The organism is Bradyrhizobium australiense (assembly GCF_013114825.1).
GTDB classification, from domain to species: Bacteria; Pseudomonadota; Alphaproteobacteria; order Rhizobiales; family Xanthobacteraceae; genus Bradyrhizobium; species Bradyrhizobium australiense.
In genome coordinates this window covers 140,629-167,100 of the sequence record NZ_JAAVLX010000005.1, presented here as the reverse complement: position 1 = coordinate 167,100, position 26,472 = coordinate 140,629, and the positions used below count along the sequence as shown (strand labels likewise).

Below are 26,472 nucleotides of genomic sequence, written 5' to 3'. Positions count from 1 at the left end.
GTCTGGTCTTTTGGGCCGGGGCTGCCTCATTCTCTTATTTCTGCCTTACCGCTAACGTCAAACCACGCCATGGCTGGAATTTTCCTACGTTCGATGATGTCGGCCGCGCTGGTTGCCGCCGTGCTGATTGGAATAGTCACGCCCGCTGCGGAAGCCCAGACTGCCGGCGTCTACGGGCCGCTCCAGATTTCCTGGGAGGTGCGCAACCGCTTCCGCCTGTTCCGCGAGGAGCGGGATTTCCTGCTGCATGCCGAAAGCGGACGCGGCCGTAGCGTGCTCGCTTCGGAGCAGGTGCTGGCGATCCAGAGCGACGGCCGCGGCTGGGCGCGCAACACCGTGAATCGGCTATGTATCGATCTCGCCGGCCGCGTCAACGAGCCCTGCACGCGCGACAACGTCAAGGAAAGCTATCTGACGCCGATCGATCATCCGGTCGTGATCCGCCTGACGGGCCCGGTGCCGGTCGGCGCGACTTGCGCCTGGACCGTCGATGACGGCGATGGCCCGCAAACCTCCACCTTCGACTGCGCCGAACCGGTCAATCTCCGGGTCCGCTACGGCCGCACCACAGTCGTGACCTCCGACGTATCCAGCTCGGAGGGCAGTCAGCGCGTCTTCACCGAGATCGCGGTGCGCGATATCTTCATCGCCGGCCTCGGCGACAGCATCGCTTCCGGCGAGGGAAATCCGGACCGTCCCATTGCGCTGGCCGATGAAGGCTTCTGCTTTCGCTCCTATCTCGGAACGGCAGCCGCGCAATACTACCGGCCGAGCCGCGCGGGCTACAAAGGCGGGCGCGCTTGCGAGGCGCCCGATTTGCTGGCGGTTTGGCAGCGGCAGAGTGCGCTCTGGTTCAACCCTGCCTGCCACCGTTCGCTCTACAGTTATCAGACCCGGACCGCACTGGCCCTTGCCGTACGATATCCGCACATCGCGGTGACCTATTTGCCGCTGGCCTGCACCGGTGCCACGATTGCCGACGGGCTGTTCGGCTCGCAGCGCGCACGCGACTGCCTGCCGTCGAAATCGGGCAGTGCGTGCCAGGGCAGCGTCAACGGGCAACTGGCCGAACTGCGTGAAGCCGTCGCCGCCGCGAAACGCCGCCAACCGGATCGCAAGCTCGACCTGGTGCTGCTGTCGATCGGCGCCAACGACATTTATTTTTCCGGCCTTGTCGCCGATGTCATCGTGGACACGGCAACCGAACGCGCGCTGTTTCGGCGCAGCGGCGTCATGGCCTCGGTGGACGACGCGCGCAGTGCGATGACGCGGGACCTGCCGCAGGGGTTTGCCAAGCTGCGCGAGGCGCTGAAGCCGCTGCTCGGCGGCGACCTGTCGCGGGTGGTCTACACCTCCTATGCCAATCCGACGCTGTCGAATGGCGGCGCGCCGTGCCCCGGCGGACGCGCCGGCTTCGACATTCATCCCTCCTTCAACGCCCAGCCGCAGCGGCTGGCCGCTGTGTCGAACTTTGTCGAGAGCGAATTCCTGCCGCAGTTGCGAGCGCTGGCGCTCTGTGAGGGGGGCATCCTGTGCCGCAATCCGCGCGCCGACCGCATGACCTTCGTCGACAACCATCAACCCAGTTTTGCCAGCCACGGCTTCTGCGCACGCGCCGAAAGCGACCCCGAATTTGACCGGCAGTGTTTCTCGGCGACCGGCGACAGTTTCGATCCGGATATCGTGACGGCCGCCAACCAGCCGATGCTGTGCGGCCGCAGCGCCGGCGAGTACCGCGCCTATCTGCCGCGCGCGCGCTGGATTCGCGACGCCAACGATAGCTACTTCGCGGCGATGACCTACCCGCAAGGCCTGCCGGCATCGCAGCAGCCGTCCGATATCCATGACGCGACCTGGGGCGTCCTGTCCGCGGTCTATGGCGGCGCGGTGCATCCAAGCGCCGAGGGCCACGCCGCGATGGCAGATGCCGCCGTGCCGGCCGCCGCCGCCGTGCTGCAGCTCGATGCGGCGGTGCCTGAAGTCACGTCGCAGCCAATGCAGCCAATACCGGTTGTGCCGGACGCGCCGCGCCCACCGGGCAGAACCGGATTGAACTAGCGCGCAGGTGCAGGAACCGGTGCTGGCGCCGTGGTCTTCTTGGGCGCTGCGGGAGCCTTTGCCGCACCGGCGGGTGGCTTCATCGCCGCGGCCTGAGCGGGCAGATATTTTGCGATGATCACGGGATCGACCTGCGCCAGCGCTGTATCAGGCAGGCGCGTCCAGACCTCATCCCTGCCCAGCAGCGAGATGCCGAGATAGCCGCGCATCGTCAACGTCTGCCCATCGGGACTGAGCGTCATCTTGGCCTTGTAGATCTTGCCATCGCGCGGATCGAGCACGTTGCCGTTCTCGTATTTCAATCCGTCACGCTTCATGTCCCGGATGAAGGAGAGCCCGAGCCACGGCGCATCCTTTCGATCGTCGGTGCATTTCGAGCAGATCGGATTGGGAGCATCGCCGGCCTCGAGAAACAGCTTGGCGAACACGCCCTCGAAGGCGCCATTGCGATCGACAACGAGAAACCATCCGACCGGCTTGCCCTTCTCAACCTTCTCCCAGAGCCCGGCTGCAGAAGGTTCCACCGGCTGTGCGGCGAGTTCACCGGCAAACGCGAGCCCGATTACGATCGGGAGTATCAGTTGAAATCCAGCCAGCTTGCGCATCGTCATCACCTGATCAATTCCCAAATGAATGGCCGCAGACTAAGGCCATTTCGCGGACGGTTCCAGCGACGATCGCCGCGCGCCCCGACAAAGCTTCGCGAGCCCACCTGTCACTTTTTGGGATTCAGTTGACCCCGAGCTTCTTCTGCAGGCTCGACGACGAGGTGGTGTACTGGAACACCAGCCGCTTGTCCGGATAGACGTAGCGGTGCGCCTTCTGCGCCATCAGCGCGCCTTCGTGGAATCCGGACAGGATCAACTTGAGCTTGCCGGGATAGGTGTTGATATCGCCGATCGCGAAGACGCCGGGAATATTGCTTTCGAAGGCCGCGGTATCGACCGGCACCAGATTGTTCTCGAGCGCGACGCCCCAATTCGCAACCGGGCCGAGCTTCATCGTCAGCCCGAAGAACGGCAGCATCGTATCGCACTCGATCTTCGAGATCGCGTTGTCGTTGCCCTTCATCATGGCCGCCGAGAGCTTGCCGCCCTCGCCTTCGAGCGACGTCACCTGACCGATCTTCAGATCCATCTTGCCGCTCGCGACCAGCGCACGCATCTGCTCGACGCTGTGCGGCGCGGCGCGGAAATCGTCGCGCCGGTGCAGCAGCGTCACGCGCTTCGCGATCGGGTGCAGATTGAGCGTCCAGTCGAGAGCGGAATCGCCGCCGCCGACGATCAGGATGCTCTTGTCGCGAAACTGCTCCATCTTACGCACGGCATAGAATACCGAAGTGCCTTCATACGCCTCGATGCCCGGCACCGGAGGACGCTTCGGCTGGAACGAGCCACCACCTGCGGAAATCACCACCACCTTGCACTCAAACATCTTGCCGGCATCGGTCGTCACGCGAAACAGCGGATCGCCGATTTTCTCGATCGTGTCCACCATCTCGTTGAGATGGAAGGTCGGGCCGAACGGTTTGATCTGCTCGAGCAGCGCCTCGGTGAGGCCCTGCCCAGTGACAAAGGGAATGCCGGGAATGTCGTAGATCGGTTTCTCCGGGTAGAGCTCGGCACATTGGCCGCCGATCTTGTCGAGGATGTCGACCAGATGCGCCTTCATGTCCAACAGGCCCAGTTCGAAGACGGCGAACAGGCCGCACGGACCCGCTCCAATAATCAGCACATCAGTTTTGATCGCTTCGCTCATATCGGCTTCTTTTCGGTTGAACCTGGCGAGAAGGCCGCATCTGTCTAGCCAACCCGACGGCAACAGGAAAGCCATAATATGGCGTTGGGGACGGCGACAACCTCTTGCCGCCATTCGACAAATGGGCTGTAAGGGAGCCGAGATTTTCGGAGATAACCCGTGAACGCCCACTTGCGTCCCGATGCGACCCCGCGTCTGGAGGATTTTCCCTATCGTCTGTCGGACAATGTGCGATTTGCCGACCTTGACCCCAACCAGCACGTCAACAACGCAGTCTACGCGACCTATTTCGAAACCGGCCGCGTCACACTGATGAAGGACCGCAGCTACGGGCTGATGCCGGACGGAGTCATTTGGATCATGGTCCGGCTCGACATGCATTTCCGCGCCGAATTGCGCTGGCCTGGCACAATCGAAATGGGACTGGGCGTCGTCCAGTTCGGGCGAACTTCCGTCACCTTCGATCAGGTGGTTTTCTCTGAAGGCAAATGCGTTGCGTCGGCGCAATCGGTATCGGTGCTGCTGGACGAAGCCACGCGCAAGCCAACGCCGTTGACGCCGGACATCCTGGCCAATTTCCAGCGCTGGATTCGCCGCGGAGTAAAGTCGACATGAAGTGCGCGGCGACTTGGCTGTCCTGATCGTCGGCATCGCGATGCCGCCTGCTGCTGCCGAGCCGTTCTATCGCGAGGACCTGCGTATTCCGATGGAGGCCGCTGGCCCGCGCGGACTTGAAGCGATGCTGTTGCGGCCTTCGCGGATTCCGACGCTGTGGATCTACGCACAGAACGACAAGTTCTTCGGGCCCGACCTGGTGCGCAGAATCCACGCAGCGTTTACTGGCGCCGGCGGGTGGGCCCAGTCATCGATTTCCCGCCGCACGCGACGAGGGCCATTCTCTGTTTTCGCGCGGGATACCGCTCTGAGGGCCTGTGCCGTCTCGCCAAAGTGGGCTTTCACTTTCCGCACCGGCCGCCGGTCGGCGCGCGAGGCGGAGGCTGCCCTCGCCGCCTGCGCGGAGCACGTGCCCGATTGCGCGCTATATGCCGTTGACGACCATCTCGCGGAGACCGCGAACGCCGGATCGCGCTGAACGTCTTCCGGACTTCAAGCCTGCCGTTCCGGCGTCGACACTACGAGGCCGTCGAGGTCGTCGCTCACCTTGATCTGGCACGACAGGCGCGAGTTCGGCCGCACGTCGAAGCCGAAATCCAGCATGTCTTCTTCCATGGGGGTCGGAGCGCCGACCTTCTCGCGCCAGGCCTCGTCAACATAGACGTGACAGGTTGCGCAGGCACAGGCACCGCCGCATTCGGCTTCGATGCCTGGAATGGCGTTGCGGATCGCGGCTTCCATCACGGTCGCGCCGTTCTCGACTTCAATGGTTCGTTTTTCGCCCGTGTGGTCGATAAAGTGGATTTTGGCCATGATCGCTCGTGCTGCCGGAATAGGTAAGGAGTCCCGGCAGTCCTATAACGGGTCGATCCGCACAGCGCCAGCGCTCGGGACGAAATCCTGAGGCAGCATTTTACCGGGATTTTGGCAGATCCGGATCGCTTTCCGCTCAGGAACGGTGCAGAACCGCTTCGATCGCTGCCCGCGCTTGCGCAACCGCCTCGCCGAGTTCGGCGAGTGTGGCTGATGCGTCGGAGCCACCGGCAATTACCGCCTCCAGCCGGGCCGCGGCATCGGCCACAGCAAACACGCCAATCGCACGGGCTGAGCCCTTGAGCGTGTGCGCCAGCGCGCCGGCATCCGCAGGCAGGGCGGCGAGCCTGTGCACCAGTCTTGCCGATTGGGCCGAGAACATCGTCAATACCTCCCGCTCGAGGCCAGCATCGCCGAACGTCATGCGGTTGAGATGTTCGAAATCGATCAGCCCGTCACCGGGAGCCAGCGGTGGCGACGGCATCCATTCTACCCGTTCGAGATGAAGCGGCATGAGCAAGGTCCGGATCGCCCCGCCGCACCGATTCCCGGGGGGGCATGCTCGCCAGCCAAACACGACAGCGGTTAACGGAACGTTCTCGGATTTTGCCGCAAGCTCGCCTTGTTTTTACCGATAATCTGCCACGATCCCAGATTCGGTTCCAAAAATCTGTGCATCCTTAAGGCCTTAAGGAACAAAGCTGTTAACGATGATTAAGAATGTCTTAATCGCGGCCATTTCATTCGTATCGCTCAACCAATAGGATGTTCGCGGATGTAGCGGACAAGCTGCCGGCGGGCATGCTTGCGGTCCGCGGGGGTTATGAATCCGGCTTCGAGCTTGCGGGGGCTTTTTGCAAGAGCGGCTGGATGCATAAGTTTATGAGGGCTCGGACTGAACATGGCGAACAATCCCAAGAAGGTCAAAGATCCCACTGAAGTCGCGCTCTCCGCCATTCAGGAAGCGCTCAACATCAGCGATACGAGCGTCGACAACAGCCGAAATTCGATTGGCGGCGAATTCCCGCCGCCGACCATGCCCTCCGCCGCGCCCGCCTATTCCGAAACGCCGTTCGACACGCGCGGAAGCGCCGAGCGCGCAGTGTTCGATCCGATCGAAGAGCCGCGCAGCCCCCGCCGTGCCGCCAATGACGATCGCGAAACCATCGGACAGATCCTGCAGGCGATCCAGAAGAACCGCCCTGCCCGCAGCGTCTACACGCTTGCCAGCATCTTTGGCGGCGTCTGGATCGTCGGCTGTGCTCTGCTGACGATTGCCTTCCTGCCCTCGCTGCAGGCGGCGATCGGACAGAGCGGCGGCGTGCTGGTGCTCGCCGGCCTCGCGGCGTTGTTCTTTGCACCGGTGCTGTTGTTCTATTTCCTCGCCAGCCTTGCCTGGCGCGGCCAGGAAATGCGGATGATCGCGCAGTCGATGGCGCAGGTTGCGATGCGTTTCTCGGAGCCCGAGGGTGCTGCCTCCGATTCGATGGTGACCGTCGGTCAGGCGATCCGCCGCGAAGTCGCCGCGATGGGCGACGGCGTCGAGCGCGCGATCGCGCGCGCCGGCGAACTGGAAACGCTGGTCGCCAATGAAGTCGCAGCGCTGGAGCGCGCCTATAGCGACAACGAAGTGCGCATTCGCGCGCTGCTGCAGGACATCGCCCATCAGCGCGACAATCTGGTTGGCCAGGCCGAGCAGGTTCGCAGCGCCATCTCCGGCGTCCAGATCGATCTGCGCCACGACATCGCGCTGATCTCGGACGCGATCGCCTCACGCGTCGACGAGGTCGCAAAAAGCATCACCGGCGCACTGGAAGAGCGCGGCCAACACATCACGAGCGCCCTGAGCCATGCCGGCGACAACATGATCCTCGCGCTCGGCGAGCGCGGCGGCGACCTGCTCGACCGTCTGGAAGAAGCCAGCGCCGAGACCACGCGTGCCGTGCTCGACGCATCCGAGCGGCTGACCACCAGCCTCAACTTCAAGACCGGGCACGTCCATGACGAATTCGTCGATCTGGCCGATCGCGTCCATGAGATGCTGAACGAGCGTCTCGACCGCATCACCAGCGAATTCGAGCAGCGCTCCTCGACCATCGTCGACGGCATCTCCGACCGCACCGAGCAGGTCCACGACTCCCTGAAGAATTCCTCCGACTCGCTCTTGCTCGAACTTGAGCTGCGCTCAGGCGATCTCGTCAGCAAGATCGACGATGCCGGCAACCGCCTCGCGAGCCGCATTCTCACCTCGGGCGACAAGGCCAGCGACGCGCTGGACGTGACCGTGAACACGCTGGTCGCCAAGGTGATCAGCCAGACCGAGAGCGCGCACGACAGCCTTGCACTGCAGATGAGTGCCTTCGACGAGCTGGTGAAGAACCAGGGCTCCGAGCTGGCGGAAAAGTTCGCCCGCGACAGCGGCACGCTCGGCGCGCTGATCACGCGGCATATCTCGGAGTTCGACCGCACGGTCAAAACCTTCGGCGGTGAGATCGTCGAACGCATGGGCCAGCGGACCCAGGAGATATCAGACAGCCTGAAGAATTACGTCGACACCTTCGACACCCGCCTGGTCTCGAACAGCGGCGAGATCACCGCTTCCCTCGATCAGCGGCTGCTGCAGTTCGAAACTCAGCTCGGCACCCGCGTCAGCAGCCTCGACACTTCGCTCGACAACAAGATCAAGTCGTTCGACGAGACCATCGACGGCCGCCTCAAATCGCTGGAAACGACCTTCGACACCCGCGCCAGATCCGTGACCGAAACCATCGATGGCCGCCTCGGTACGCTGGCAACCTCGTTGACCGACGGCGCGGCGCAGGCGATCCAGTCGATCGACCAGCGGCTCAGCCTGCTCACCTCCTCGCTCACCGAGGGCACCGCACAGGCGATTGCCGCGATCGACCATCGTGTTGCCAACGTCACCGAGACTATCGACGGCCGCAGCGCCCATTTGACCGACACCATCCAGGCGCGCTTCCAGGAAATCCACCAGGGCCTCGAAACCCGCGTCGGCGACATTGCCAACGGCGTCGAGACCCGGGTCGGCGCCATCGCGACCGACATAGACACCCGCGTCGCGCAGTTCGAGGATCTGCTCGGTTCGCGCATCGAGGCAGTCGCAGGCCGGATCGAAAGCAGTGGCCGCCAAGCCAGCGAAGACCTGATGTCGCGCGCCGAAATGCTATCCTCCGGCATCAAGTCGCATGTCGAGGACGCCGAACGCTCGCTGACCAACCTCGTGGTCAATACCTCCGAGACCATCCAGACCGGCGCACGCACCGCGCAGCAGGCGCTGCTGACAGTTTCCTCCGATGTCGGCGCACAACTCAAGCTGACCTCGGCTGAGGTCGAGGCCGCCCTCACCGCCGTCGGCACCGGCGCGGCCAATTCGATCCTGACCAGCGCCAAAGATGCCCAGACCACGCTGGTGTCGGCCTCCTCCGAGGCCGCCGCCCAGATCAAATCTCTCGCCGCAGACGTCGAGCGCACCCTCTCGGCTGCGGGCGATGCCACGGCCGCATCGGTTCTCGCCGGCGCGCGCGAGGCACAGAGCACGCTGGTGACCGCGTCCGCCGACGCCGCAAGCCAAGTCAAGTCGCTCGCCAGCGATGTTGAGCGCTCGCTGTCGGTGGCCGGCACGGCAACCGCCGAGGCCGTCACCGCAGGTGCCCGTGAAGCACAAAGCACGCTCGTCGCCGCCTCTACCGAGGCCGCCAATCAGGTCAGGTCGCTTGCGGCCGACGTACAGCGTTCGCTGTCGATCGCCGGAACGGCGACCGCCGAAGCGATCACGGCAGGCGCCCGCGAGGCCCAGAATACCCTGATGAACGCGTCCGCTGACGCATCGACCCAGGTCAAGGCGCTTGCCGCCGACATGGAGCGTTCGCTCTCGATGGCCGGCAATGCCACCGCCGAGTCGATCACGACGGGCGCACGCGAAGCCCAGAACACGTTGATAACGGCGTCCACGGAGGCTGCCAACCACGTCAAGTCGCTGGCGATCGACGTCGAACGCACGCTGACCGCGGTCGGCACCGATACCGCGGCATCCATCCTCGGCACCGCGCGCGAAGCCCAGAACTCGTTGTCTGCGACCTCTGCCGAGACCGCCAACCAGATCAAGGCGATCGCCGCAGATATGGAGCGTTCGCTCGGCACCGTCACCGCCAGCACAACCGATATCATCCAGACCACCGCGCAGAACGCGCAGAGCGCGCTGGTCGCCGCAACGAATGAGGTCAGCTCCAAGGTCAAGTCGACCTCGGCCGATATCGAACGTTCGGTGCTCGCCGCGAGCAGCAATTTCGGCTCGACAATGACCGGCAAGACCGACGAAATCGTCACCTACGTTCAGCAGCAGACCGATCGTCTGGCGCAGATCGTCGACAGCCGCCGCGGTTCGCTGGTCGAGGCGCTCAGCACCAGGACCACGCAACTGACCACCGACATCGATCGCGTCACCGCCGACGCCCTGAAATCGATCGAAACCCGCGGCCAGGCGTTCTCGCAATCGATGTCGACCCACGGTTCGGAGGTCGCGCGCACGATTACCACCGCGGGCGACCTCGCCACCGGCGCGGTGGCCAAGTCGCTGAAGGACCTCGAACAGGCATCGCGCTCGGCCATCGACCAGTCGCGCCAGGTATCGATCGCCGCCGTCACCGAAATGCAGGAGACCAGCAAGATCCTGCGCACCGACACGGTGGCGCTGTTCGAGCGGCTGCGCGAAGGCAACATCCTGCTGCAGGAAGTGCTGACCGGCGCCCACGACAATCTCAATTCGCTGGAGCGCGCGCTGGTGACCCGCGTGGCCGACTTCGTATCCGCCATGAACGACGTCACCGCCCGCAATGGCGTCGCTACCCAGACGCTGGAAGACCAGTTGACCGTATTCAACTCGAAGACCACGAAGGCGCTGGAGGATCTCGGCGCGCTGTCGGGCGAGTTCGAGAAGCACGGCAAGTCGCTGGTCGAGGCTGCCGGCATGGTCGAACAGGCCAACCGCTCCACCACGGCGTCGGTCGCCGATCGCAAGTCGCAGCTTGAATCGCTGGTCACCACCATCGACCTGCGCACCACCGACCTCGACCAGCGCCTGTCGCGCTTTACCGGCCTGCTCGATGAATCGCTCGCCGCGGCGGAAGAACGTGCACGCGATATCGCGCGCGTCGTGGCGGAAACCGCCGGCGCCGGATCGGCCGCGATCAGCCGCCAGTTCGAAGCCGTGCGCGCTGCGGCCGAGAACGAGCGGCAGCAGACCCTCGACGCCATGAACGATCTGTACCAGCAGAGCACGCATGAAACCGATGCGATGTTCAAGCAATCGACCGAGAAGTTCGCTGCGATGGTGCAGTCCATGAAGCAGATGGCGGCCGAGATGCATCAGGAGCTCGAGGCGACGCGCAACGAGCTGCGCCGCGGCGTGCTCGAGATGCCGCAGGAGGCGGCCGACAACACCGCGCAGATGCGCAAGGTGATCGTCGACCAGATCGAGGCACTCGCCGAGCTCAACCGGATCGTCGCGCATCATGGCCGAGGTCTCGACGTCGTGACCTCCGGCCGCGCCAGCGTGCAACGCCAGGAAGAGCCCGTGATGGCAGCTGCCGCCGGCGGCCGCAACGAGGTGCGCATGCGCGACGCCGGCAGTGCATCGACCCTGCCGCCGCCGGATCTCGGCATGCCAGCGCCGCGCCGCGCCGAAGCTCCGCCGGTCAGTCCGGTGAGCCAGGACGCCGGCCGGGACGGATGGCTGTCGGACCTGCTCCACCGCACCGACGCAGGTGCGGGACAGGCGCCCCGGGGCCGCACGCCGCAGGCCGCGGTCAATCCGTTGGAGTCGCTGTCACTCGACATCGGCCGGCTGATGGATCGCAATCTCGCCGCCGAAATGTGGGATCGCTACCAGCGCGGCGAGAGCAAGGCGTTCAGCAAGCGCCTCTACACGCCGGCCGGCCAGAAGGCGTTCGATGAAGTCGCCCGCAAATATCGTGCCGACCGCGCCTTCAAGCAGACGGTCGACCGCTATATCGCCGAATTCGAACGGCTCCTGGACGAAGTTGCACGCGAGGATCGCGGACCGCAGGCGCTACGCGGCCACCTCACCTCCGAGACCGGACTGGTCTACACCCTGCTCGCGCACGCGGCGGGACGGCTGGGGTAGAGCGAGACCGATTGCAGAACACGAAACGGAGGCAATGATGCCTCCGTTTTTCCTTCCTGCATGGGTGAGCGTACGAGCGGCGGCCTCGCGTGCTTACCACGCCTGCGCGCGTGCATTCCGCTGCCGCGTCCGCGCAATCTGATCGGCCAGACGCCTCTCCGTAGAACCACGGTGTTATCCGCAGCGCGAGCAGAAGATTTGCCGGATTCCGACGTGCATGTGGCGGAACAGCATGCGATTCCGCGTTGATTAAGTTCATTGCTACCAAGAGTTTTTACGAGAGATTCTTGATTGCCGCTTAGCTTCCGAACCCGTGTCGGGAAGAGATGGCATAAACTTGATTTCCAGGGCGCGAAGCCTGTTCGCCGTCGGCGAATGCGCGACGCCGCACGGCCGCGCGCTCGTGAGCGAACAGTTCCGCATCCTCACCAACCAGGTTCCGATTCTCTATGCGGTGCTGCTGCTGGACAGCATCAGCGTCGGCTTCGTTCTGCCCTCCTCCGTAAACGGGTGGCTGAGATTTGCTCTGCCCGGTGCGCTTCTGATCGTCAGTGTCATTCGCATGATCCAGTGGATCAGGATGCGCGGCGTCGAGCTCACGCCGGAAGACTCCTATCGGTTTCTAGCGCGGATGCGGATTCTTTCCGCCACCTTGCCCGCCGGATTTCTCATCTGGACTTTGGCGCTAATCGAATCGGTGGACCCCGCGCTTCGCGCGCCGATCTCGCTTCTCGTCTTCATGGGCTGCATCGGCGCCGCCTATTGTCTTGGCAGCTTCCCACCGGCGTCCCGCCTGACGCTGCTCATTGCGGGACTGCCGCTCGCTCTGCGTCTGCTCGCTTCCGGCGAGCCGCTTCTGGTTTGCATCGGTATGAACCTCGGCCTGCTGCTGGTTCTGTTCATTCGGATGATCAACACGAATTTCGGCAATTTCGTCCGGCTGATCGAAACTCAGGCCCGACTTGCCGAAGAGGGAGAGCGAGCCCGCGCCGCGCATACCTATCTGACCGAAGCGCTGGACGTCGTGCCAGAGGGATTGGCGATATTCGACAAGGACGATCGGCTGGTCTTGTGGAACCGGCAATACCCCAAGCTCTATGCATCGAATACGGCGGCCATCGTTCAGGGCGCTCGCTTCGAAGATATTCTTCGCGCCGGGCTGACGCATCAGCAATATGCCGACGCCGTCGGGCGGGAGGAGGAATGGTTCAGCGAACGCATGGCCCGCCATGCCCTGCCGCAAAGCTCCCACGAGCAACAATTGCCGGGCGACAGATGGAGCCGGATCGAGGAGCGGCGGACAGCGGACGGCGGCAGCATCGGGATTCGTGTCGATATTACCGACCTCAAACGCAGCGAGGCTTCGTTCCGGCTGCTGTTTGAGGAGAACCCGCTGCCAATGTGGGTGGCAGATGCGGACACAAGGCGGCTGTTGGCGGTCAATGCCGCGATGTGCAGCCACTACCACTATTCCCGCGAAGAACTGCTCTCGATGTCGGAGCACGACCTCAGCGCAGACGGCTGCTCTCCGGCGGAGCCGGCCCGCACATCGCAGGAGCCTGTCATCCACAAGACTTCCGGCGGCGACCTCATCGAGGTCGTGATTGAATCGCGGCCGCTGTCGTATCACGGCAAGGCCGGCATGGTTTCGGTGGCGTTCGACATAACGGAGCGCAACCGCGCCGAACAGAAGGTCAGATATCTGGCGTCGCACGATCTCCTCACCGAATTGCCCAATCGCGCCTCGTTCGATGCTCGCCTTTCCGCGCTGATGCAAGATTCGGGAGAAGCCGGCGGCAGCTTTGCCGTGCTTTGCATCGATCTCGATCATTTCAAGGAGGTCAACGACCTGTTCGGCCATTCGATGGGCGACGCCCTGTTGCGGGAAGTCTCCCGCCGGCTGCGGCAGGCCGCCCAAGGAGCCTATGTCGCGCGCGTCGGCGGTGACGAATTCATTGCCATCACGGAGCAGGTGCCCCTGCCCGGAGCCGCGGAACTGCTGGCGGCCAGAATGCGCGACGCGTTCAGGCGTCCGATCGAAATCGACGGCCACGCCCTGGAGATCGACCTCAGCATCGGCGTGGCACTCTACCCACGCGATGGCGACAACCCGGCTACTCTGCTGGCTAACGCCGACGCGGCGCTCTATCGCGCCAAGCACGAAGGACGCGGGCTGACGCGTATCTTTACTAACGCGATGGATCGGCAGTTGCGGGACCGTCGCGCCATGGAGCACGATCTACGTTCCGCGGTCGACAATGGTGAACTGTACCTGGAGTATCAGCCGCAGCGTCACCGGGATGGCAAGATAACCGGCTTTGAGGCGCTGGTTCGCTGGCAGCATCCGCTGCGCGGGCTGGTGACGCCCGGCGAGTTCATCCCGGTCGCCGAGGATAGCGGCTCGATTGCGAAAATCGACGAATGGGTTCTGATGGAAGCCTGTCGGCAGGCGTCATCGTGGGATGAAACCATGCGCATTGCGGTGAACGTCTCGGCCGCGCAGTTTCGCCGGGAAAATCTCGAACAGCAGGTGCGAACGGCGTTGCGCGAGAGCGGCCTGCCGCCATCGCGGCTCGAACTGGAGATCACCGAGGGTGTCCTGATCGAAGACATCTCGCGCGCGAGCCAGACCCTCAAATCTCTCAAATCACTTGGCGTCATGATCGCGCTCGACGATTTCGGGACCGGTTACTCGTCACTGTCCTATCTGCAGGCGTTTCCGCTCGACCGCATCAAGATCGACCGCTCCTTCGTCATGTCGCTGGGGTCCAATGCGCCCTCACTGGCGATCGTGCGCGCCGTGATCGGGCTCGCTCACGGCTTCAATGTGCCGGTGCTTGCCGAAGGCGTCGAAACCAACGAACAGCTTTCGATCTTGATGCGCGAGCGATGCGACGATCTACAGGGCTATTTGATCGGACGCCCGCACAAGGCTGAGCTGTACGCCGAGTACATGAAAGCCGGCGCGGGCCCCTTGCTCAAGACGGCTAGCTGAGAAGTCCGCCGCGGACTCGCGGTTCTACTGCCGCTTCTGCCCGCTCGGCGCCCTCGGGGCCGCCGTTGCTGCCGGTGCTGCCGGCGGTGGCGCGGCCGCTTGGCTGTTGCCGCCGCCGAAGATCACCCGGGTCGGATTGCGGTCGAAATTGTTCACGGCGCGGCTGATGTCGGAGAGGGTGCGGCGGCCGTCGGCCATCAGCGCGCCCGACCGCTTGTCGAAATCCTCGGCCAGTTCCTTGATCGACTTCACCATAAGATTCAGCTCGCCGCCGGCGGCTCCGCCCGCGATCGTGTTGAGCCCGAGCATCAGGCTGTCGGCCTTGCCCATTACGCTATCGACCCTGAGCATCACATTGTCGATCTTCTCGGAATTGCGCGCGAGCGCTGCCGTGAAGGTTTCGAGATTCCGCAGCGAGTTCTTCACCGACTCCTGATTATCGGCGACAAGCCGGTTGACGTTCTGCAATGTGGCACGGATCGACTCCGTGACGTCCTGCAGCGCGCTCGGGTCGGCGGTCAGCATAGGGACGCCGTCCTCGTCGAGCGGTACGGCAGGCGCGGTCTCCTCGCCGCCCTTCAGCGAGATCGCCGCGACACCTGTCAGCCCCTGGAATTCGAGCCCCACGAGCGTGTCTTTCCGGATCGGGGCATTGTTCTCGACCATCGCCAGTGCGACTACGCGCCGCGGGTTGTCGAGTTTGACGGAGACGACCTCCCCTATTCTAATACCGTTAAAGTTGACGCTGCCACCATTGCGCAACCCGGACGCCGGGCCTTCGAACACGATGCGGATCGGGCTGCGCTGCTTTGTGGCGTGCAGGCTCTGAAACCACAGCACGAAGCCGAATGCGGCGGCGATCACCGCTAGCGTGAAGGCCCCGATCAGGACGTAGTTCGCCCGCGTTTCCATAACTCAAGGTACTCCGAAATCAGGATCTGTTCAGCTTCGCCGATCAGACCCGTCGTTTATCGCTTGTTTGCAGCATGATCTGAACCGAAAACCGATGCCCACTTTTGGGGAGCACGCTCTAACCCATCACAGCGCGGGCGCGCTTGCCGTGAAAATATTGCCTCAACCAGGGATGCTGCGAGGCCTGCATATCGGCAATCGATCCTGCGGCAATGATCTTACCGTTCCCTAAAACCGCGATGCGATCGCAGGCCGTATATAGGCTGTCGAGATCATGGGTTACCATGAAAACGGTCAGGCCCAAAGTACGCTGCAGGGTGCGCACCAGCTCGTCGAAGTCACCGGCCCCGATCGGATCGAGCCCCGAGGTCGGCTCGTCCAGAAATACCAGTTCGGGATCGAGGGCGAGTGCACGCGCCAGCGCCACGCGCTTGATCATGCCGCCCGAAAGCTCAGACGGATAGCGGTCGGCAACTTCGGGCCGCAGGCCGACCATGCCGAGCTTGGCCACCATGATCTCGTCGAGCAGCCGCTGTGAGACGTTGAGATATTCGCGCACCGGAAACTGGATGTTCTGCCGCACGGTGAGCGAGGAAAACAGCGCCCCCTGCTGAAACAGGATGCCCCAGCGGCGCTCAACACCGCGGCGCTCGGCGGCGCTCGCCGCGTCGAGATCGACGCCGAACACCTCAATGCGTCCACTAAGCTTGGGCACGAGACCGATGATGGTGCGCGTCAGAACCGATTTTCCGGCGCCCGACGGGCCGACAAATCCCAGAATTTCGCCGCGTTTGACGTCGAGGTTGAGCCCGTCGAGCACGCGCGTCTTGCCGAACTGCACGGTGATGTCGCGGACCCGGATGATCGCGTCGGAAATCTCGCCCGCCATGGTCACATTCCGATCGACGCGAAGAAGATGGCGAACACGCCGTCCATCACGATCACGAAGAAGATCCCCTTCACCACCGAAGATGTCGTGTGCTGACCGAGCGATTCAGCGCTGCCCTGCACGGCCAGTCCCTCGACGCAGGCCACGATGCCGATCACGGCCGCCATCACCGGCGCCTTTATGATACCGACGACGAAATGATCGATCGAGATGGCGTCGCGCAGGCGCAGGAGAAAGGCCTCGGGTTCGACGCCGCCATAGAGCCACGCCACCAGCCCGCCGCCGTAAAGTGCGGCCATCGCCCCGAGGAACGCCAGAATCGGCAGCGCCAGCACCAGCGCCAGCATTCGCGGCAGGATCAAAACCTCAATCGGATCGAAGCCCATGGTGCGCAGCGCGTCGATTTCTTCCCGCATCTTCATCGAGCCGAGCTCGGCGGTGTAGGCCGAGCCCGAGCGTCCCGCCACCATGATCGCCACCAGCAACACACCGATTTCGCGCAGCACCAGCACGCCCAGCATGTCGACCACGAAGATGTCGGCGCCGAACTTGCGGAAATGGAAAATGCCCTGCTGCGAGATGATGCAGCCGATCAGGAACGTGATCAGCACCACGATCGGCACCGCGCGCCAGCACACCTGCTCCATGTGGTGGATGGTCGAGGTCAGGCGGAAATTACGGGGACGAACGAGGACATGGGCGGCCGCGGCGAGCACCGCGCCCAGCATGTCGATCAACCCGATCAAGGTGCCACCGATGCCGGCCACGCTGCGGCCGACCTGCTCCAGCATGCCCGTGATCGTCACCCTGTCGGTCTCGACGATCGGCTCGGCCTTTACCCGGCGCACCTCGTCGACCAGACTCGAATAATTGGCCGAAAGCCCGGCGATCTGGGCCTCGATGCCGCCATGGTTCAGGCTGCGGCGCAACCGCTCGATCAGCCAGGCGCCGAACGTGTCGAGCTTCGATACCTGCGAGATGTCGATGAAAATGTCGGGGCGAGTGCCGCTGAGCTTCTCGGCCTCCGCAACCATTCGTTCCAGCGCCGGCGCAAAGCGGGCCGTCCAGGAGCCAGCCGCGCACAGCGCCAGCCCGTTGCCCCTGGCTATCCGCTCCAATGTCGGGTCGCCGCTCAAAATGCCCACCCCTCGGCCCATACCGATGCAGAACGGCTGGGTTTCGCATGCCGTATTGCCTTGTCGAATCTGTCCCTAACCAGCCATAGTTGGTAGCGGCGGGCAAGCTCGCGGTTCAGGAAATTGCCAGATTTTAAAATGACTTCCAGCCTATCTCGAAAGCTTGCCGTCAGTATTGAACGCTGGCCCATTGCAGGCGCTTTCACCATCAGCCGGGGCGCCAAGACCGAGGCCGTGACTGTCGTCGCCACCGCGAGCCAAGGCGACCAGACCGGCCATGGCGAATGCGTGCCCTACTCCCGTTACGGCGAGACTCCGGAAGCGACGCTGGAAGCACTTAATGCCATGCAGGAACCGCTTGCCAGGGGACTGGACCGAGTGGCCCTGCAGGCTGCGATGCCCGTAGGCGCTGCCCGGAACGCGCTGGATTGCGCGCTATTGGACCTCGAGGCCAAGAGCTCCGGCCAGCGGGTCTGGACCCTGCTCGGCCGCCCGCCGCCGCGCCCCTGCACCACTGCTTTCACGATTTCGCTCGGCACGCCGGAGGCGATGGCGTCGGCAACCGCAAAGGCCGCGCATCGGCCGCTCCTAAAGATCAAGCTCGGCGGTGATCGCGATGACGCGCGGATATCAGCGGTCCGCAAGGCCGCTCCGGAATCCGAACTGATCGTCGATGCCAACGAGGCCTGGACGCCGGACAATCTCGAATACAACCTCGCCGCCTGCGCCAATGCCGGCGTCACGCTGGTCGAGCAGCCGCTGCCGGCCGGGCGCGACGAGGCGCTGGCGCGCATCAAGCGCCCGATCGCGGTCTGCGCCGACGAAAGTGTGCATGACCGCGCCTCGCTTGAAGGCCTGCGCGCGCGCTATGACGCCGTCAACATCAAGCTCGACAAGACCGGCGGGCTGACGGAGGCACTCGCAACGGCGGATGCCGCCCAAGCCCTCGGCTTTGAGATCATGATCGGCTGCATGGTCGCGACCTCGCTGGCGATGGCGCCAGCCATGCTGCTCGCGCAACAGGCAAGGTTCGTCGATCTCGACGGCCCCCTGTTGCTGGAGCGCGACCGCCACGGCGGCCTGCGTTATGACGGCAGCCTGGTCTATCCGCCGGAAGCGGGCTTGTGGGGCTGATGCGAGAGCCGCTTCCGCGCCAGCCAGACCACCAGCCCGCCGAGAGCGGCCATTGCCGCCATCATGTAATAGATCCCCTGTCCCCAGGTCTCGTAGATCGTGCCCGACGCGACCGAGGCGATGCCCGCGACGATACCGCCGCAGGCGGTCAGATAACCCTGCGCGCGCGCCATCACATGTCCTGGCACGTGATGCAGCATCAATCCCATGATGCCGACCTGCGTCAGCCCAAAACTCAGCGCATGCGCGAGCTGAACGATCGCGAGGATAGCGAGCGGCAGGTCCTGCGCCGTTAACACCCAGCGCGTGGCCGCGCTCAGCGCCGCAATCACCACCAGCATTGACGGCTGCAGGGTGAATCGCGGCGACAAGGCGAACAGCGCGATCTCGGCGAACACGCCGAGCACCCACAGAACTGCAATCGTCAGCCCGTCGAACCCGGCTTGTTGCCAGGCAATCGATGCAAAAATGTAATAGGCGGCATGGCTGCCCTGGATCAGCGCCGACGCCACGATGATCGCGATGAAGCCGCCGTCACGCAGCAGCGCGCTCGCATCGCCGGCGGCCGGGCGAGCGGCCTTGACGTCGTCCAGCGGCTCGAGCGCGAGGCTGGCAAGCGCCCCGAGCGCGGCAGAGCCGGCGATAATCCAGATCAGATTTCGAGCGGCGATGAGGTCGAACAGCATGCCGCAGACCAGCGCGCCTAGCACGAAGGCGGCCGAGCCCCACAGCCGTAACGGTCCGTAGTTGAGGCCATAGCGTTTCACGCCCCGCAGCGCATAGGCATCGGTCAGCGGCACCATGGGCGTCCACAGGCAGCACGTCAGGGCGTAGATCAGGAACACCAGCACCGGCGAATGCTGGGTGCCCAGGATGAAAAAGCCCAACGCGGTGGCAAAGGCGGTTACGATGATCCCGCTGCGCAAGGCCTGATGCCGTTCCGCAAAGCCCGTCACCACCGGAAGCGCGGTAAATCGGCTCACCGGGGGCACGGCTGTGATCAGCCCTATCCAAAACGCATCGATCCCGACCGCCTTCAACCATACCGTGAAAAACGGGAGATGGGTGCCGGTCATGCCGAACAGCGTGCCGTAAAACAGCGCCACCCGGGTCGCGAATCGCTTCGATGCACCTTGAGAAGCGATGGGGATTTGTGATTCGCTTGGCATCAATTCAATTGCGATTCGGTCAATATCGTGTTGTTTCGTTATCGCAATGCGCGCCGATTTGCGCGAAGAGTTTGACATGGCCGACGAAGCATTTGCCCTTTCGCCGATCTCAGCACGCGCCGCGCTGCCGAGCGAGGAGGACTATGCTGCAATCGCCGAAGCCTTCATGGAGACCTCGCGGGGCCGCTGGTTCCTGACCGAATACGCCAAGCGCAACCGCAATGCCGACACCCGCATGGTGCTGGACGCGGTGGCGCGGATCGAGCAAAGCCTCACCGCCCAGAGGGAAGAGACCCTTCAGCGGGAAGCAAACTTGCAGCGGGAGGAAGGCCTTTCCGCGCAGCAGGCGGCCGAGGCCGTCGCCGCGGCTGCCGCGGCGCAAGAGCGCCTGACCGAGGCGCTTGCCGCCATCCGCAGCGCCGTCGAGGCAGCCGAGGAATCGGCGGTCGAGGCGCTCGATAGCCTCGCGCTTGAGCAGCGGCTGGCGCCGGTCCGCAAGGGTGCGCGGGTGCTGCGCGAAATCGCCTGGCGGTTGCGAGAAATCGGCAATGACGGGCGAATCTGCGACCTGATCGATTCGCAAGTCACCGTCATCGAGAAGGGCACCGAACAGTTCTCCTCCGAGGAGGCGAGAGCAGCGCTGCGTGCCGCCTTTGCCGCCCTCCAGGGCCGGCTTGTGGAACTCGGGGACGAAAGCGCGCCGGCTGCCGAGCCCGAGGCAGCGGCGCCCTCCCCAGCCGCGCAAGAAATGGCGCCGGCGCGGGAAGCTGCCGAGACGCCGTTCGCTTCGATAGCCGCATCCGCGGAGGCCGTGCTTGCCGCGGCGGAAGCCATGCTGACGGAAGCGGAAACGCCGCTAGCCGCCGAAACCGCCACGGCTCAAGAGGCCTCGATCCAAGATGCCGCTGCGCAAGTCGGGGCCGCCCAACACGGGACCTTCCAATATAACTCCGTCCAGGACGCCGATGCCCAGAGCGCTGATGCGCAGGACGCCGATGCGCACGACGAGGCGGTCCTCGACATGATCGCGATGGAGATGGGCGCGCCGGATCCAATCAGCGACGAGGAGATCGCCGAAGCGATAGCCGAGCAGGTCCGTTCAGCGGAGCCGGCGACAATCGCTCCTAAGATCGTCGCTGAAGCTCCCGAACCGGTCGCTTCCCCGTCACTGCCGCCGATCCAACGGGCCGTTCAACCAACCCCACCGCCCGTCGCCGCAGCGCCGCTCGTGCCGGCGGTGGAAGTGTCGCTAGGCTCGACCCTCATTGCGAGCGGCATGCTGCGAAAGCCGGTCGCGGCGGCTAACGACCCGCTGGCGCCGATCCGGCGCATGAGCCAGGCCGAGAAAATCGCGTTCTTTTCGTAACGCGCTGCCGCCTGCTTACCGGCTTCCATGACGCGTCTGCAGCATTTTGTTGCACCTGCGGAATGTTTCGCCAACCTCGGCGACGGCAGCTATCTGGCGCATCCAAAAGTCTCGCGGCGCCACGCCGACGCGGATCACCATCGACAGCGACCGCATGGTCCGCGCCGACGTCGACGGCGAAAGCATCGGGCAATCGCCGATGTCGGTCACGATAGTGCCGGTCCACCTGAAGGTGGCGACGATGCGTCGATCCTAGGCGGGCATGTCGCGGACGCTACAGACCCTGGAATTTGAACGGTGCCGTCTCCTTGAAATGATTCACGGCGTTCCAGCAAAGGCGTTTCGTTGATCCTTCCCAAGATCGAGCTTCATGACCTTGCTCGTCTCCGGTGTAAAATTCACGTCCTTGACCGCGCCTCCGATCTCCTTCCAATACGCATTGAGAGCCAATTGGTGATCGAAGGCCGGAGAATTGGTCATAACGTGAGTTGGCGTCCATAATGAATGACCTGCTCGCCGCCGATGTATTTAACTATCGCGCTGTCACCGGAAGCGTCTGACATCGATAAGTGAAGGGTCGCCAGCCGCGTGTCGCCGGGAATGGTATCGGTGACGATCGTGTACGGCTCGGGTCGAAGAACGTTGACCGCTTCTTCGACCGTCGCAAAATTGTCGAGGACGTATTGCGCCCATGCCGCGATGGAAAGTCCTGGCTTTGATTGATCGAAAACCGGGTATTCGGATTCAGCAAGCCACAGAATATTGGCGGACAGTCCCGCTTCGTTCAATCCATCGGATGTCGAAATGTCAAAGGCAGAGGCTATCACGCTGCCGTACTTCGAAACCCACTTCAACGAGTTCGGCCCGGCTTCTCCGCTGCGCTCCATGCCCCGCGGGAATATCCAGAGATTGGTGGCAATATCGGTTTCCAATCCATTGATCGGTCTGTGATCACTTCATCGTTCGCCCCCAGATAGACGACGCGGGTACAGGCCTCAGCGTGGATCAAGGGCAGAGTTATGGAACCGGCCAACATGCTCGCGCACAGAGTTGCCGCGAGCGATTTGTTGCGTGTAGGCATGATACTCTCCTGTAACGATCCTCCAATTCCCGAGCGCGACTGACAGCCGGTCACGATGCTGCCGTTCCGCCTGGAGGTGACCGCGGTCAAGCGGCCGTGGGTCCCCGTTCGGGATACCTGTTAGCACCGGCTTCACTACGCGCCGCGACGCCGTTCCTGGAACGTCAGCTAGTTTAGCTTGCCGCTGGCAACGAGATTCTTGTGAATTTTCCCGTCCTTCATGATGACGAGGAAATTCCTGGCGGGATCCTCGATCAGCTTGATGTTGTCGATTGGATTGCCGTCCACCAGCAGCAAGTCAGCGAACGCCCCCTCCTCGACAACTCCGAGCTTGCCGGGATAGGGATTGCGAGGTCCGGAGAGAGCGAGCAGTTCTGCGTTGACGCTTGTCGCCATCTTCAGCACCTCGGCAGCACTGTACCAGCGAGTCAGTTTTGCCAATTGAGCGCCCTGGCGCCTCGCCAATTCACGGGAAAACAGAATGTCGGTGCCGAAGGCCGTCTTGAGCCGGTATTTTTTCGCCAGGGCATAGACGGTGTCGGTACCGCTAATGACCTGCAATTGCTTCGCCCGCTCCTCCGAGCCCGATGGCAACGGGGTGGCGTCCTCATCATCGAAGAAAGGTTGTGTGCTCAGCCAAATGCCCTTCTCGGCCATGAGTTTCGCGGTTGCGTCATCCATCAGATGGCCGTGCTCGATGCATCTGACGCCGGCCGCAATCGATCGCTGGATCGCAACCGGCGTATAGGCGTGCGTGACAACGTAAGTGCCCCAGTTTTCAGCGGCCTCGACGGCCGCGCGCAACTCGGCCTCGGTGAAAGTGGATACATCGAGCGGGCTGAATGGCGACGCGACGCCACCGCCCGCCGTGAGCTTGACCTGGGACGCGCCTTGCATGAGCTGCTCACGCACGCGTATGCGAACCTCGTCCGGACTGTCCGCAACCATGCTGCCGCCGATTTGCTCCATGCGGCTGAGCAGCCCCCCGATTGTTCGCGGTAGATCGGATAATTGGCGGAAGTCGCCATGACCGCTGGTGACGGTGATCATGGCGCCCGAGGGATAGATGCGCGGACCAGCTACCAGACCGTCATCGATGGCACGCTTCAGTCCGAAGGCGGGTCCTCCGAGATCGCGAACGGTGGTGAACCCTCGCATCAGCGTGTCCGCGGCTTCGTCAGCCGCCACGATATTGTTGTAACCGACGTCTCCCATGGAGGCGGCCGGCGTCAACCGCACCATCATCGCGTGCCAATGCGCGTCGATCAGACCGGGCATCAGCACGCGTCCTTCGCCGTCAATGACGACCGTTTGCGCAGTATTGAACGTGGTCGCCGCCGGGAGAATTTTCTGGATCTTGTTGTCCCTCACCAAGACATTGGACGGCCCTGAAAGTAGATCGCTCCTTCCATCGAAGATACGAACGTTCTGAAACAGCACAGCCGCGCCTTGCTGAGCTTGCACACGGAGTAAACCCGCCGTGAGGCTCAATGCCGTCGACGCAGCGACTGCGAGGATTTTGACGACTCGATGCCAGGACATGGAAGGCCTCGGCTGAACAACGCAGGGGTTTCGGCACCAGAAACATCGCGACCGTTACGAGCGATTTGGGAGGTGTTTGCCCGGACGTCATGCTCAAACAGAAAAAAGAGCGAGATAACAATTCGAAGAAAAGCAATCTCGCTCTAGTAGGCAGGGAGGAGCTATGCGCTGCGGGTGGTGGGCTGCCATGCGTAAGCCAGCCACCCTATCCCGTGCGATATCAGGTCGACGCCGAGGAGGAATCCGAGGACCCAAAAGCCCGTCATCGGAAATCCCGTCAGGATCACGAGGCCGGCCAGCACGCCGAACGCGCCGGACAGCAGCATGATCCATCCCGCCTCGCGCCAATGGCTGATACCGAGCAGGATGCGAACGAAACCGGAGATCAGCAACACCAAGCCGAGGACGTAGGTGAGAATCAAGGCGCTGGCGACCGGCTGGCCTACCAGCACGACGCCAAAGGCGATGTACAGGATGCCGAGCAGCACCTGCCATACGAAGCCGCCCCATCCCTTGGTCCAGAACGCGTGGACGATCTCAAAGGCGCCGGCGACGATCGAAACCCAGCCGATAAAAATCGTGCTGATCACGGTGACAAGCATGACGTCGCCGAGAACCAGGAAGCCGGCCAGAATCATGCCGAGTCCAAGCAGAACGCAGACCCAGAAGGGCGGCGCAGGCAGGTTGGTGACGCCCATCGGCGAGCTGTTGTCAATTGTGGTCATGTCAGCCTCCTTCATTTTGGAGCGAAGCCGCGAGGGTAGCTGGCGGTTCGCCCGAAGTTCAGACTTGGGGCGACGCCGCGCTTGCCGGTTCAATGATCGTCATCGCCACCGGCACACACGGCGACCGCGATGCCACCAGCAGACGCGGCGGGGACGCCGACGATGGCGCCAGTGGCGACGGTGAATGGGCCGGTGTGGCGGCCGCATCTGCACGGGCTCGGCTTTTTCCCTGAGATCGTCCGCCTTCTTTCCGAGCCCCTTCTCCATGGCGAGTGGCATCGCCTCGGCCGAATTTGCTAGCAGGTCCACACCCACGCTTGCGGCTACAACACCGTAGAGCAGACTCCGCAGCGCGCTGCGGCGATCAATTCCATCCATTGTTGTTCTCCTTCGAGCCTCCTACCATTCAGTCAGCTCGATCTCACTCGATTACCTGTCGGCGCATCGCTCGGTATCTCGCCCGGCAGGTAGTTCGGAAGCCGGCCCGCCGGGATGATCGCCAGCAACGCAAGGCCGGCCATGATCAGCAGGCCAATCTTCAGGGCGCGCAGCCGCGCTTCGGTATTGACGCGCACTGCTTCCTCGACCTGCTGGGGCGTCGCGGTCGTTCCTTCCATCACACTCCGCAGCCGGTCGTTGCTGACGAAGGTGATGTTGTCGAGATCGACCTGGCTCTGGATTTCCTTCGGCAGCACCGGGTTGGCTGCGATGTTGCTGAGCACAATCGTGCTCAACAGGCCGACGAGAAGCGCACCCGCCACCGCCGTTCCAACCGCAGCGGCCAAATTTTGCGTGGTGCCGCGTAGCGACCCGACGTCGCCTGCGAGCTCCTTGGGCGAGGCGGTGACCAGCACGTTGAACAACAGCGTCACCAGCGAGCCCTGCCCGATCCCGAACAGAACCAGGCCGATCAGGACAGGAACCTCGCTCCAGTCGTTGCGCACGACAACGGCCAACCAAACCAGACCAACCGTGCACAGCATGAAGCCGTAGCGGCCGATCTGCCGCGGCGTCAGCCGGTCGTAGACGTTGACGATAAGCATCGCCGTGAAGAACACCGTCAAATTGAACGGCATCATTGCGATAGCGGTCGCAAGCGGCGAACGGCCCTGCACGATCTGAATGTACAACGGGACCGAGAAATTAAGCGCCGCCTCCAGCGCGACCACGGCAAACAGCGCGTAAACCGCGCAGCGTTCCTCCGGCGAGTCGATCACCTCGAGCGCCAACAGCGGGGTCTTCCCGGCGGTCTGGCGTCGATGTGTCCACATCAGGAATGCCTGCCCGAGCACGACGCCCAGAACGATCATGATCGGCGCCGGCGAAAGGCCAAGCACGTCGAACGGCGAATTGGCGGTGGCCAGCGCAAGCCCCCATCCGTTCAGATTGTTGAAGCCGAAACTGATGAGAACGATCGCCGATGCGGCCAGAACCACACCGAAGAGATCGATATGTACATCCGGGCGGCCGTAGTCGCGCTTGAGACGGAAGCTCAACAGAAAAACGATGGCAGAAACGGCAATGAGGATTCCGAATGCGGGGCGCCAGCCGATATAGGTACCGAGCACGCCGCCGATAATGAACGCCAGCACGCCGGCCGCCGCGCGGGCAGAGCCGAGCGCCCCGACCGCCGTCGCCTGCTGGCGCCCCGTGTAGTTCTCGGCGATCAGCGCCACCAGTGACGGCACGATCACGGCGCCGGCCGCGCCGCAAAGCGCCTGCGCGGTGATCATCAAAGTCGCCGTGGGGCTGAATGTCATCAATATCTGCGACGCGCAGAACAGGACGACGGCGAAGCGGAACACCTGCAACGCGCCGAACCGTTGCGCGAGTTTTGCACCCAGCATGACGAAGCCGGCCACCAGCATGGAATAGGCCACGATGCCGGTGGCGACCGTCGTCGGTGGCACCCCAAAACTCTTCACCATCCCGCCGAGTGCGACCGGCAGCGAAGCGACATTGAAGGACATGATCATCTGGCCGAGCGCGATCGCGATCATCGGCACCCATGACTCCCGCGCTTCTTCCCGGACTGCTCCGATCGACATCGAGTGCGTCGCCATGGTGTTCTCCCGAGTTGCTCGGTTCCGGATCGATCAAACCATCAGCTCAATCA

The 26,472-nt window shown here is 63.4% G+C and carries 19 protein-coding genes and 1 pseudogene; 8 read left to right on the top strand and 12 right to left on the bottom strand.

Annotated elements, in window-relative coordinates; all coding sequences use genetic code 11:
* The first annotated feature begins 69 nt into the window (after positions 1-69).
* Positions 70-2,058, top strand: a complete 1,989-nt coding sequence (locus HCN58_RS16905; RefSeq protein WP_171580531.1) for an SGNH/GDSL hydrolase family protein — start codon at positions 70-72, stop codon at positions 2,056-2,058.
* On the opposite strand, the gene HCN58_RS16900 is transcribed toward HCN58_RS16905, so the two are convergent.
* Positions 2,055-2,663, bottom strand: coding sequence for a DUF2147 domain-containing protein (locus HCN58_RS16900; protein ID WP_171580530.1), 609 nt, complete (start codon positions 2,661-2,663; stop codon positions 2,055-2,057). The two genes, HCN58_RS16905 and HCN58_RS16900, sit on opposite strands and share 4 nt — an antisense overlap.
* Before the next feature lie 124 nt (positions 2,664-2,787).
* A complete protein-coding gene (locus HCN58_RS16895; protein WP_171580529.1) occupies positions 2,788-3,816 on the bottom strand; it encodes an NAD(P)/FAD-dependent oxidoreductase in 1,029 nt (342 codons plus the stop codon).
* 159 nt (positions 3,817-3,975) lie between these two features.
* Between HCN58_RS16895 and HCN58_RS16890 the strand changes: the two genes are divergently transcribed.
* Positions 3,976-4,431, top strand: a complete 456-nt coding sequence (locus HCN58_RS16890; protein ID WP_171580528.1) for an acyl-CoA thioesterase — start codon at positions 3,976-3,978, stop codon at positions 4,429-4,431.
* Positions 4,432-4,444: 13 nt separating this feature from the next.
* Complete coding sequence (locus HCN58_RS16885) at positions 4,445-4,909, top strand: hypothetical protein (RefSeq protein ID WP_171580527.1); 465 nt, start codon at positions 4,445-4,447, stop codon at positions 4,907-4,909.
* Positions 4,910-4,923: 14 nt separating this feature from the next.
* Here HCN58_RS16885 and HCN58_RS16880 read toward each other — a convergent pair whose 3' ends face one another.
* Positions 4,924-5,244, bottom strand: coding sequence for a 2Fe-2S iron-sulfur cluster-binding protein (locus HCN58_RS16880; RefSeq protein ID WP_028348595.1), 321 nt, complete (start codon positions 5,242-5,244; stop codon positions 4,924-4,926).
* Positions 5,245-5,380: 136 nt separating this feature from the next.
* Entirely contained in the window at positions 5,381-5,758 is a 378-nt protein-coding gene (locus tag HCN58_RS16875; RefSeq protein WP_171580526.1) for an Hpt domain-containing protein, read from the bottom strand.
* A 387-nt stretch (positions 5,759-6,145) separates the two neighbouring features.
* On the opposite strand from HCN58_RS16875, the gene HCN58_RS16870 reads away from it, so the two are divergent.
* Together HCN58_RS16870 and HCN58_RS16865 are read left to right on the top strand one after the other, a co-directional pair.
* A complete protein-coding gene (locus HCN58_RS16870; RefSeq protein ID WP_171580525.1) occupies positions 6,146-11,407 on the top strand; it encodes an apolipoprotein A-IV repeat region-like domain-containing protein in 5,262 nt (1,753 codons plus the stop codon).
* 337 nt (positions 11,408-11,744) lie between these two features.
* Complete coding sequence (locus HCN58_RS16865; RefSeq protein ID WP_210266038.1) at positions 11,745-14,402, top strand: putative bifunctional diguanylate cyclase/phosphodiesterase; 2,658 nt, start codon at positions 11,745-11,747, stop codon at positions 14,400-14,402.
* Between the two features lie 24 nt (positions 14,403-14,426).
* Here HCN58_RS16865 and HCN58_RS16860 read toward each other — a convergent pair whose 3' ends face one another.
* From HCN58_RS16860 to HCN58_RS16850, 3 genes are all read right to left on the bottom strand, one after another.
* Entirely contained in the window at positions 14,427-15,314 is an 888-nt protein-coding gene (locus HCN58_RS16860) for an MlaD family protein (RefSeq protein WP_171580524.1), read from the bottom strand.
* Positions 15,315-15,432: 118 nt separating this feature from the next.
* Entirely contained in the window at positions 15,433-16,203 is a 771-nt protein-coding gene (locus HCN58_RS16855; RefSeq protein ID WP_171580523.1) for an ABC transporter ATP-binding protein, read from the bottom strand.
* A 2-nt stretch (positions 16,204-16,205) separates the two neighbouring features.
* Positions 16,206-17,339 carry an MlaE family ABC transporter permease gene (locus HCN58_RS16850; RefSeq protein ID WP_171580522.1) on the bottom strand — a complete coding sequence of 378 codons (1,134 nt, stop codon included), beginning with the start codon at positions 17,337-17,339 and terminating at the stop codon, positions 16,206-16,208.
* A gap of 138 nt (positions 17,340-17,477) precedes the next feature.
* On the opposite strand from HCN58_RS16850, the gene dgcA reads away from it, so the two are divergent.
* On the top strand, positions 17,478-18,473 hold the full coding sequence (gene dgcA / locus HCN58_RS16845) for an N-acetyl-D-Glu racemase DgcA (RefSeq protein ID WP_171580521.1): 996 nt from the start codon (positions 17,478-17,480) through the stop codon (positions 18,471-18,473).
* Here dgcA and HCN58_RS16840 read toward each other — a convergent pair.
* On the bottom strand, positions 18,443-19,642 hold the full coding sequence (locus HCN58_RS16840; protein ID WP_171580520.1) for an MFS transporter: 1,200 nt from the start codon (positions 19,640-19,642) through the stop codon (positions 18,443-18,445). The two genes, dgcA and HCN58_RS16840, sit on opposite strands and share 31 nt — an antisense overlap.
* 76 nt (positions 19,643-19,718) lie before the next feature.
* Between HCN58_RS16840 and HCN58_RS16835 the strand changes: the two genes are divergently transcribed.
* A complete protein-coding gene (locus tag HCN58_RS16835) occupies positions 19,719-21,008 on the top strand; it encodes a hypothetical protein (RefSeq protein WP_171580519.1) in 1,290 nt (429 codons plus the stop codon).
* Between the two features lie 49 nt (positions 21,009-21,057).
* Positions 21,058-21,264 (top strand): hypothetical protein, encoded by a 207-nt coding sequence (locus HCN58_RS16830; RefSeq protein WP_171580518.1) that lies wholly within the window; start codon positions 21,058-21,060, stop codon positions 21,262-21,264.
* Positions 21,265-21,416: 152 nt separating this feature from the next.
* On the opposite strand, the pseudogene HCN58_RS16825 reads toward HCN58_RS16830, so the two are convergent.
* The 4 genes and pseudogenes from HCN58_RS16825 to HCN58_RS16810 form a co-directional block, all read right to left on the bottom strand.
* A pseudogene (locus HCN58_RS16825) lies at positions 21,417-22,044 on the bottom strand (linear amide C-N hydrolase); the annotation flags it as partial.
* A 213-nt stretch (positions 22,045-22,257) separates the two neighbouring features.
* Positions 22,258-23,631, bottom strand: a complete 1,374-nt coding sequence (locus HCN58_RS16820) for a metal-dependent hydrolase family protein (RefSeq protein ID WP_171580517.1) — start codon at positions 23,629-23,631, stop codon at positions 22,258-22,260.
* Between the two features lie 161 nt (positions 23,632-23,792).
* The gene (locus HCN58_RS16815; RefSeq protein WP_171580516.1) at positions 23,793-24,356 is read right to left on the bottom strand and encodes an HdeD family acid-resistance protein; all 564 of its coding nucleotides are present in this window, start codon (positions 24,354-24,356) and stop codon (positions 23,793-23,795) included.
* A gap of 410 nt (positions 24,357-24,766) precedes the next feature.
* Positions 24,767-26,419 carry an MFS transporter gene (locus HCN58_RS16810; protein ID WP_235983674.1) on the bottom strand — a complete coding sequence of 551 codons (1,653 nt, stop codon included), beginning with the start codon at positions 26,417-26,419 and terminating at the stop codon, positions 24,767-24,769.
* Positions 26,420-26,472 lie beyond the last annotated feature (53 nt).

Bases quoted from the DNA above. Each gene is read 5' to 3' on its own strand.
- HCN58_RS16880 (WP_028348595.1), bottom strand. From the start codon at position 5,244: ATGGCCAAAATCCACTTTATCGACCACACGGGCGAAAAACGAACCATT.
- HCN58_RS16820 (WP_171580517.1), bottom strand. From the start codon at position 23,631: ATGTCCTGGCATCGAGTCGTCAAAATCCTCGCAGTCGCTGCGTCGACG.
- HCN58_RS16835 (WP_171580519.1), top strand. From the start codon at position 19,719: ATGGCCGACGAAGCATTTGCCCTTTCGCCGATCTCAGCACGCGCCGCG.
- HCN58_RS16870 (WP_171580525.1), top strand. From the start codon at position 6,146: ATGGCGAACAATCCCAAGAAGGTCAAAGATCCCACTGAAGTCGCGCTC.
- HCN58_RS16905 (WP_171580531.1), top strand. From the start codon at position 70: ATGGCTGGAATTTTCCTACGTTCGATGATGTCGGCCGCGCTGGTTGCC.
- HCN58_RS16855 (WP_171580523.1), bottom strand. From the start codon at position 16,203: ATGGCGGGCGAGATTTCCGACGCGATCATCCGGGTCCGCGACATCACC.
- HCN58_RS16895 (WP_171580529.1), bottom strand. From the start codon at position 3,816: ATGAGCGAAGCGATCAAAACTGATGTGCTGATTATTGGAGCGGGTCCG.
- HCN58_RS16860 (WP_171580524.1), bottom strand. From the start codon at position 15,314: ATGGAAACGCGGGCGAACTACGTCCTGATCGGGGCCTTCACGCTAGCG.
- HCN58_RS16875 (WP_171580526.1), bottom strand. From the start codon at position 5,758: ATGCCGCTTCATCTCGAACGGGTAGAATGGATGCCGTCGCCACCGCTG.
- HCN58_RS16840 (WP_171580520.1), bottom strand. From the start codon at position 19,642: ATGCCAAGCGAATCACAAATCCCCATCGCTTCTCAAGGTGCATCGAAG.
- dgcA (WP_171580521.1), top strand. From the start codon at position 17,478: ATGACTTCCAGCCTATCTCGAAAGCTTGCCGTCAGTATTGAACGCTGG.
- HCN58_RS16900 (WP_171580530.1), bottom strand. From the start codon at position 2,663: ATGCGCAAGCTGGCTGGATTTCAACTGATACTCCCGATCGTAATCGGG.
- HCN58_RS16815 (WP_171580516.1), bottom strand. From the start codon at position 24,356: ATGACCACAATTGACAACAGCTCGCCGATGGGCGTCACCAACCTGCCT.
- HCN58_RS16810 (WP_235983674.1), bottom strand. From the start codon at position 26,419: ATGGCGACGCACTCGATGTCGATCGGAGCAGTCCGGGAAGAAGCGCGG.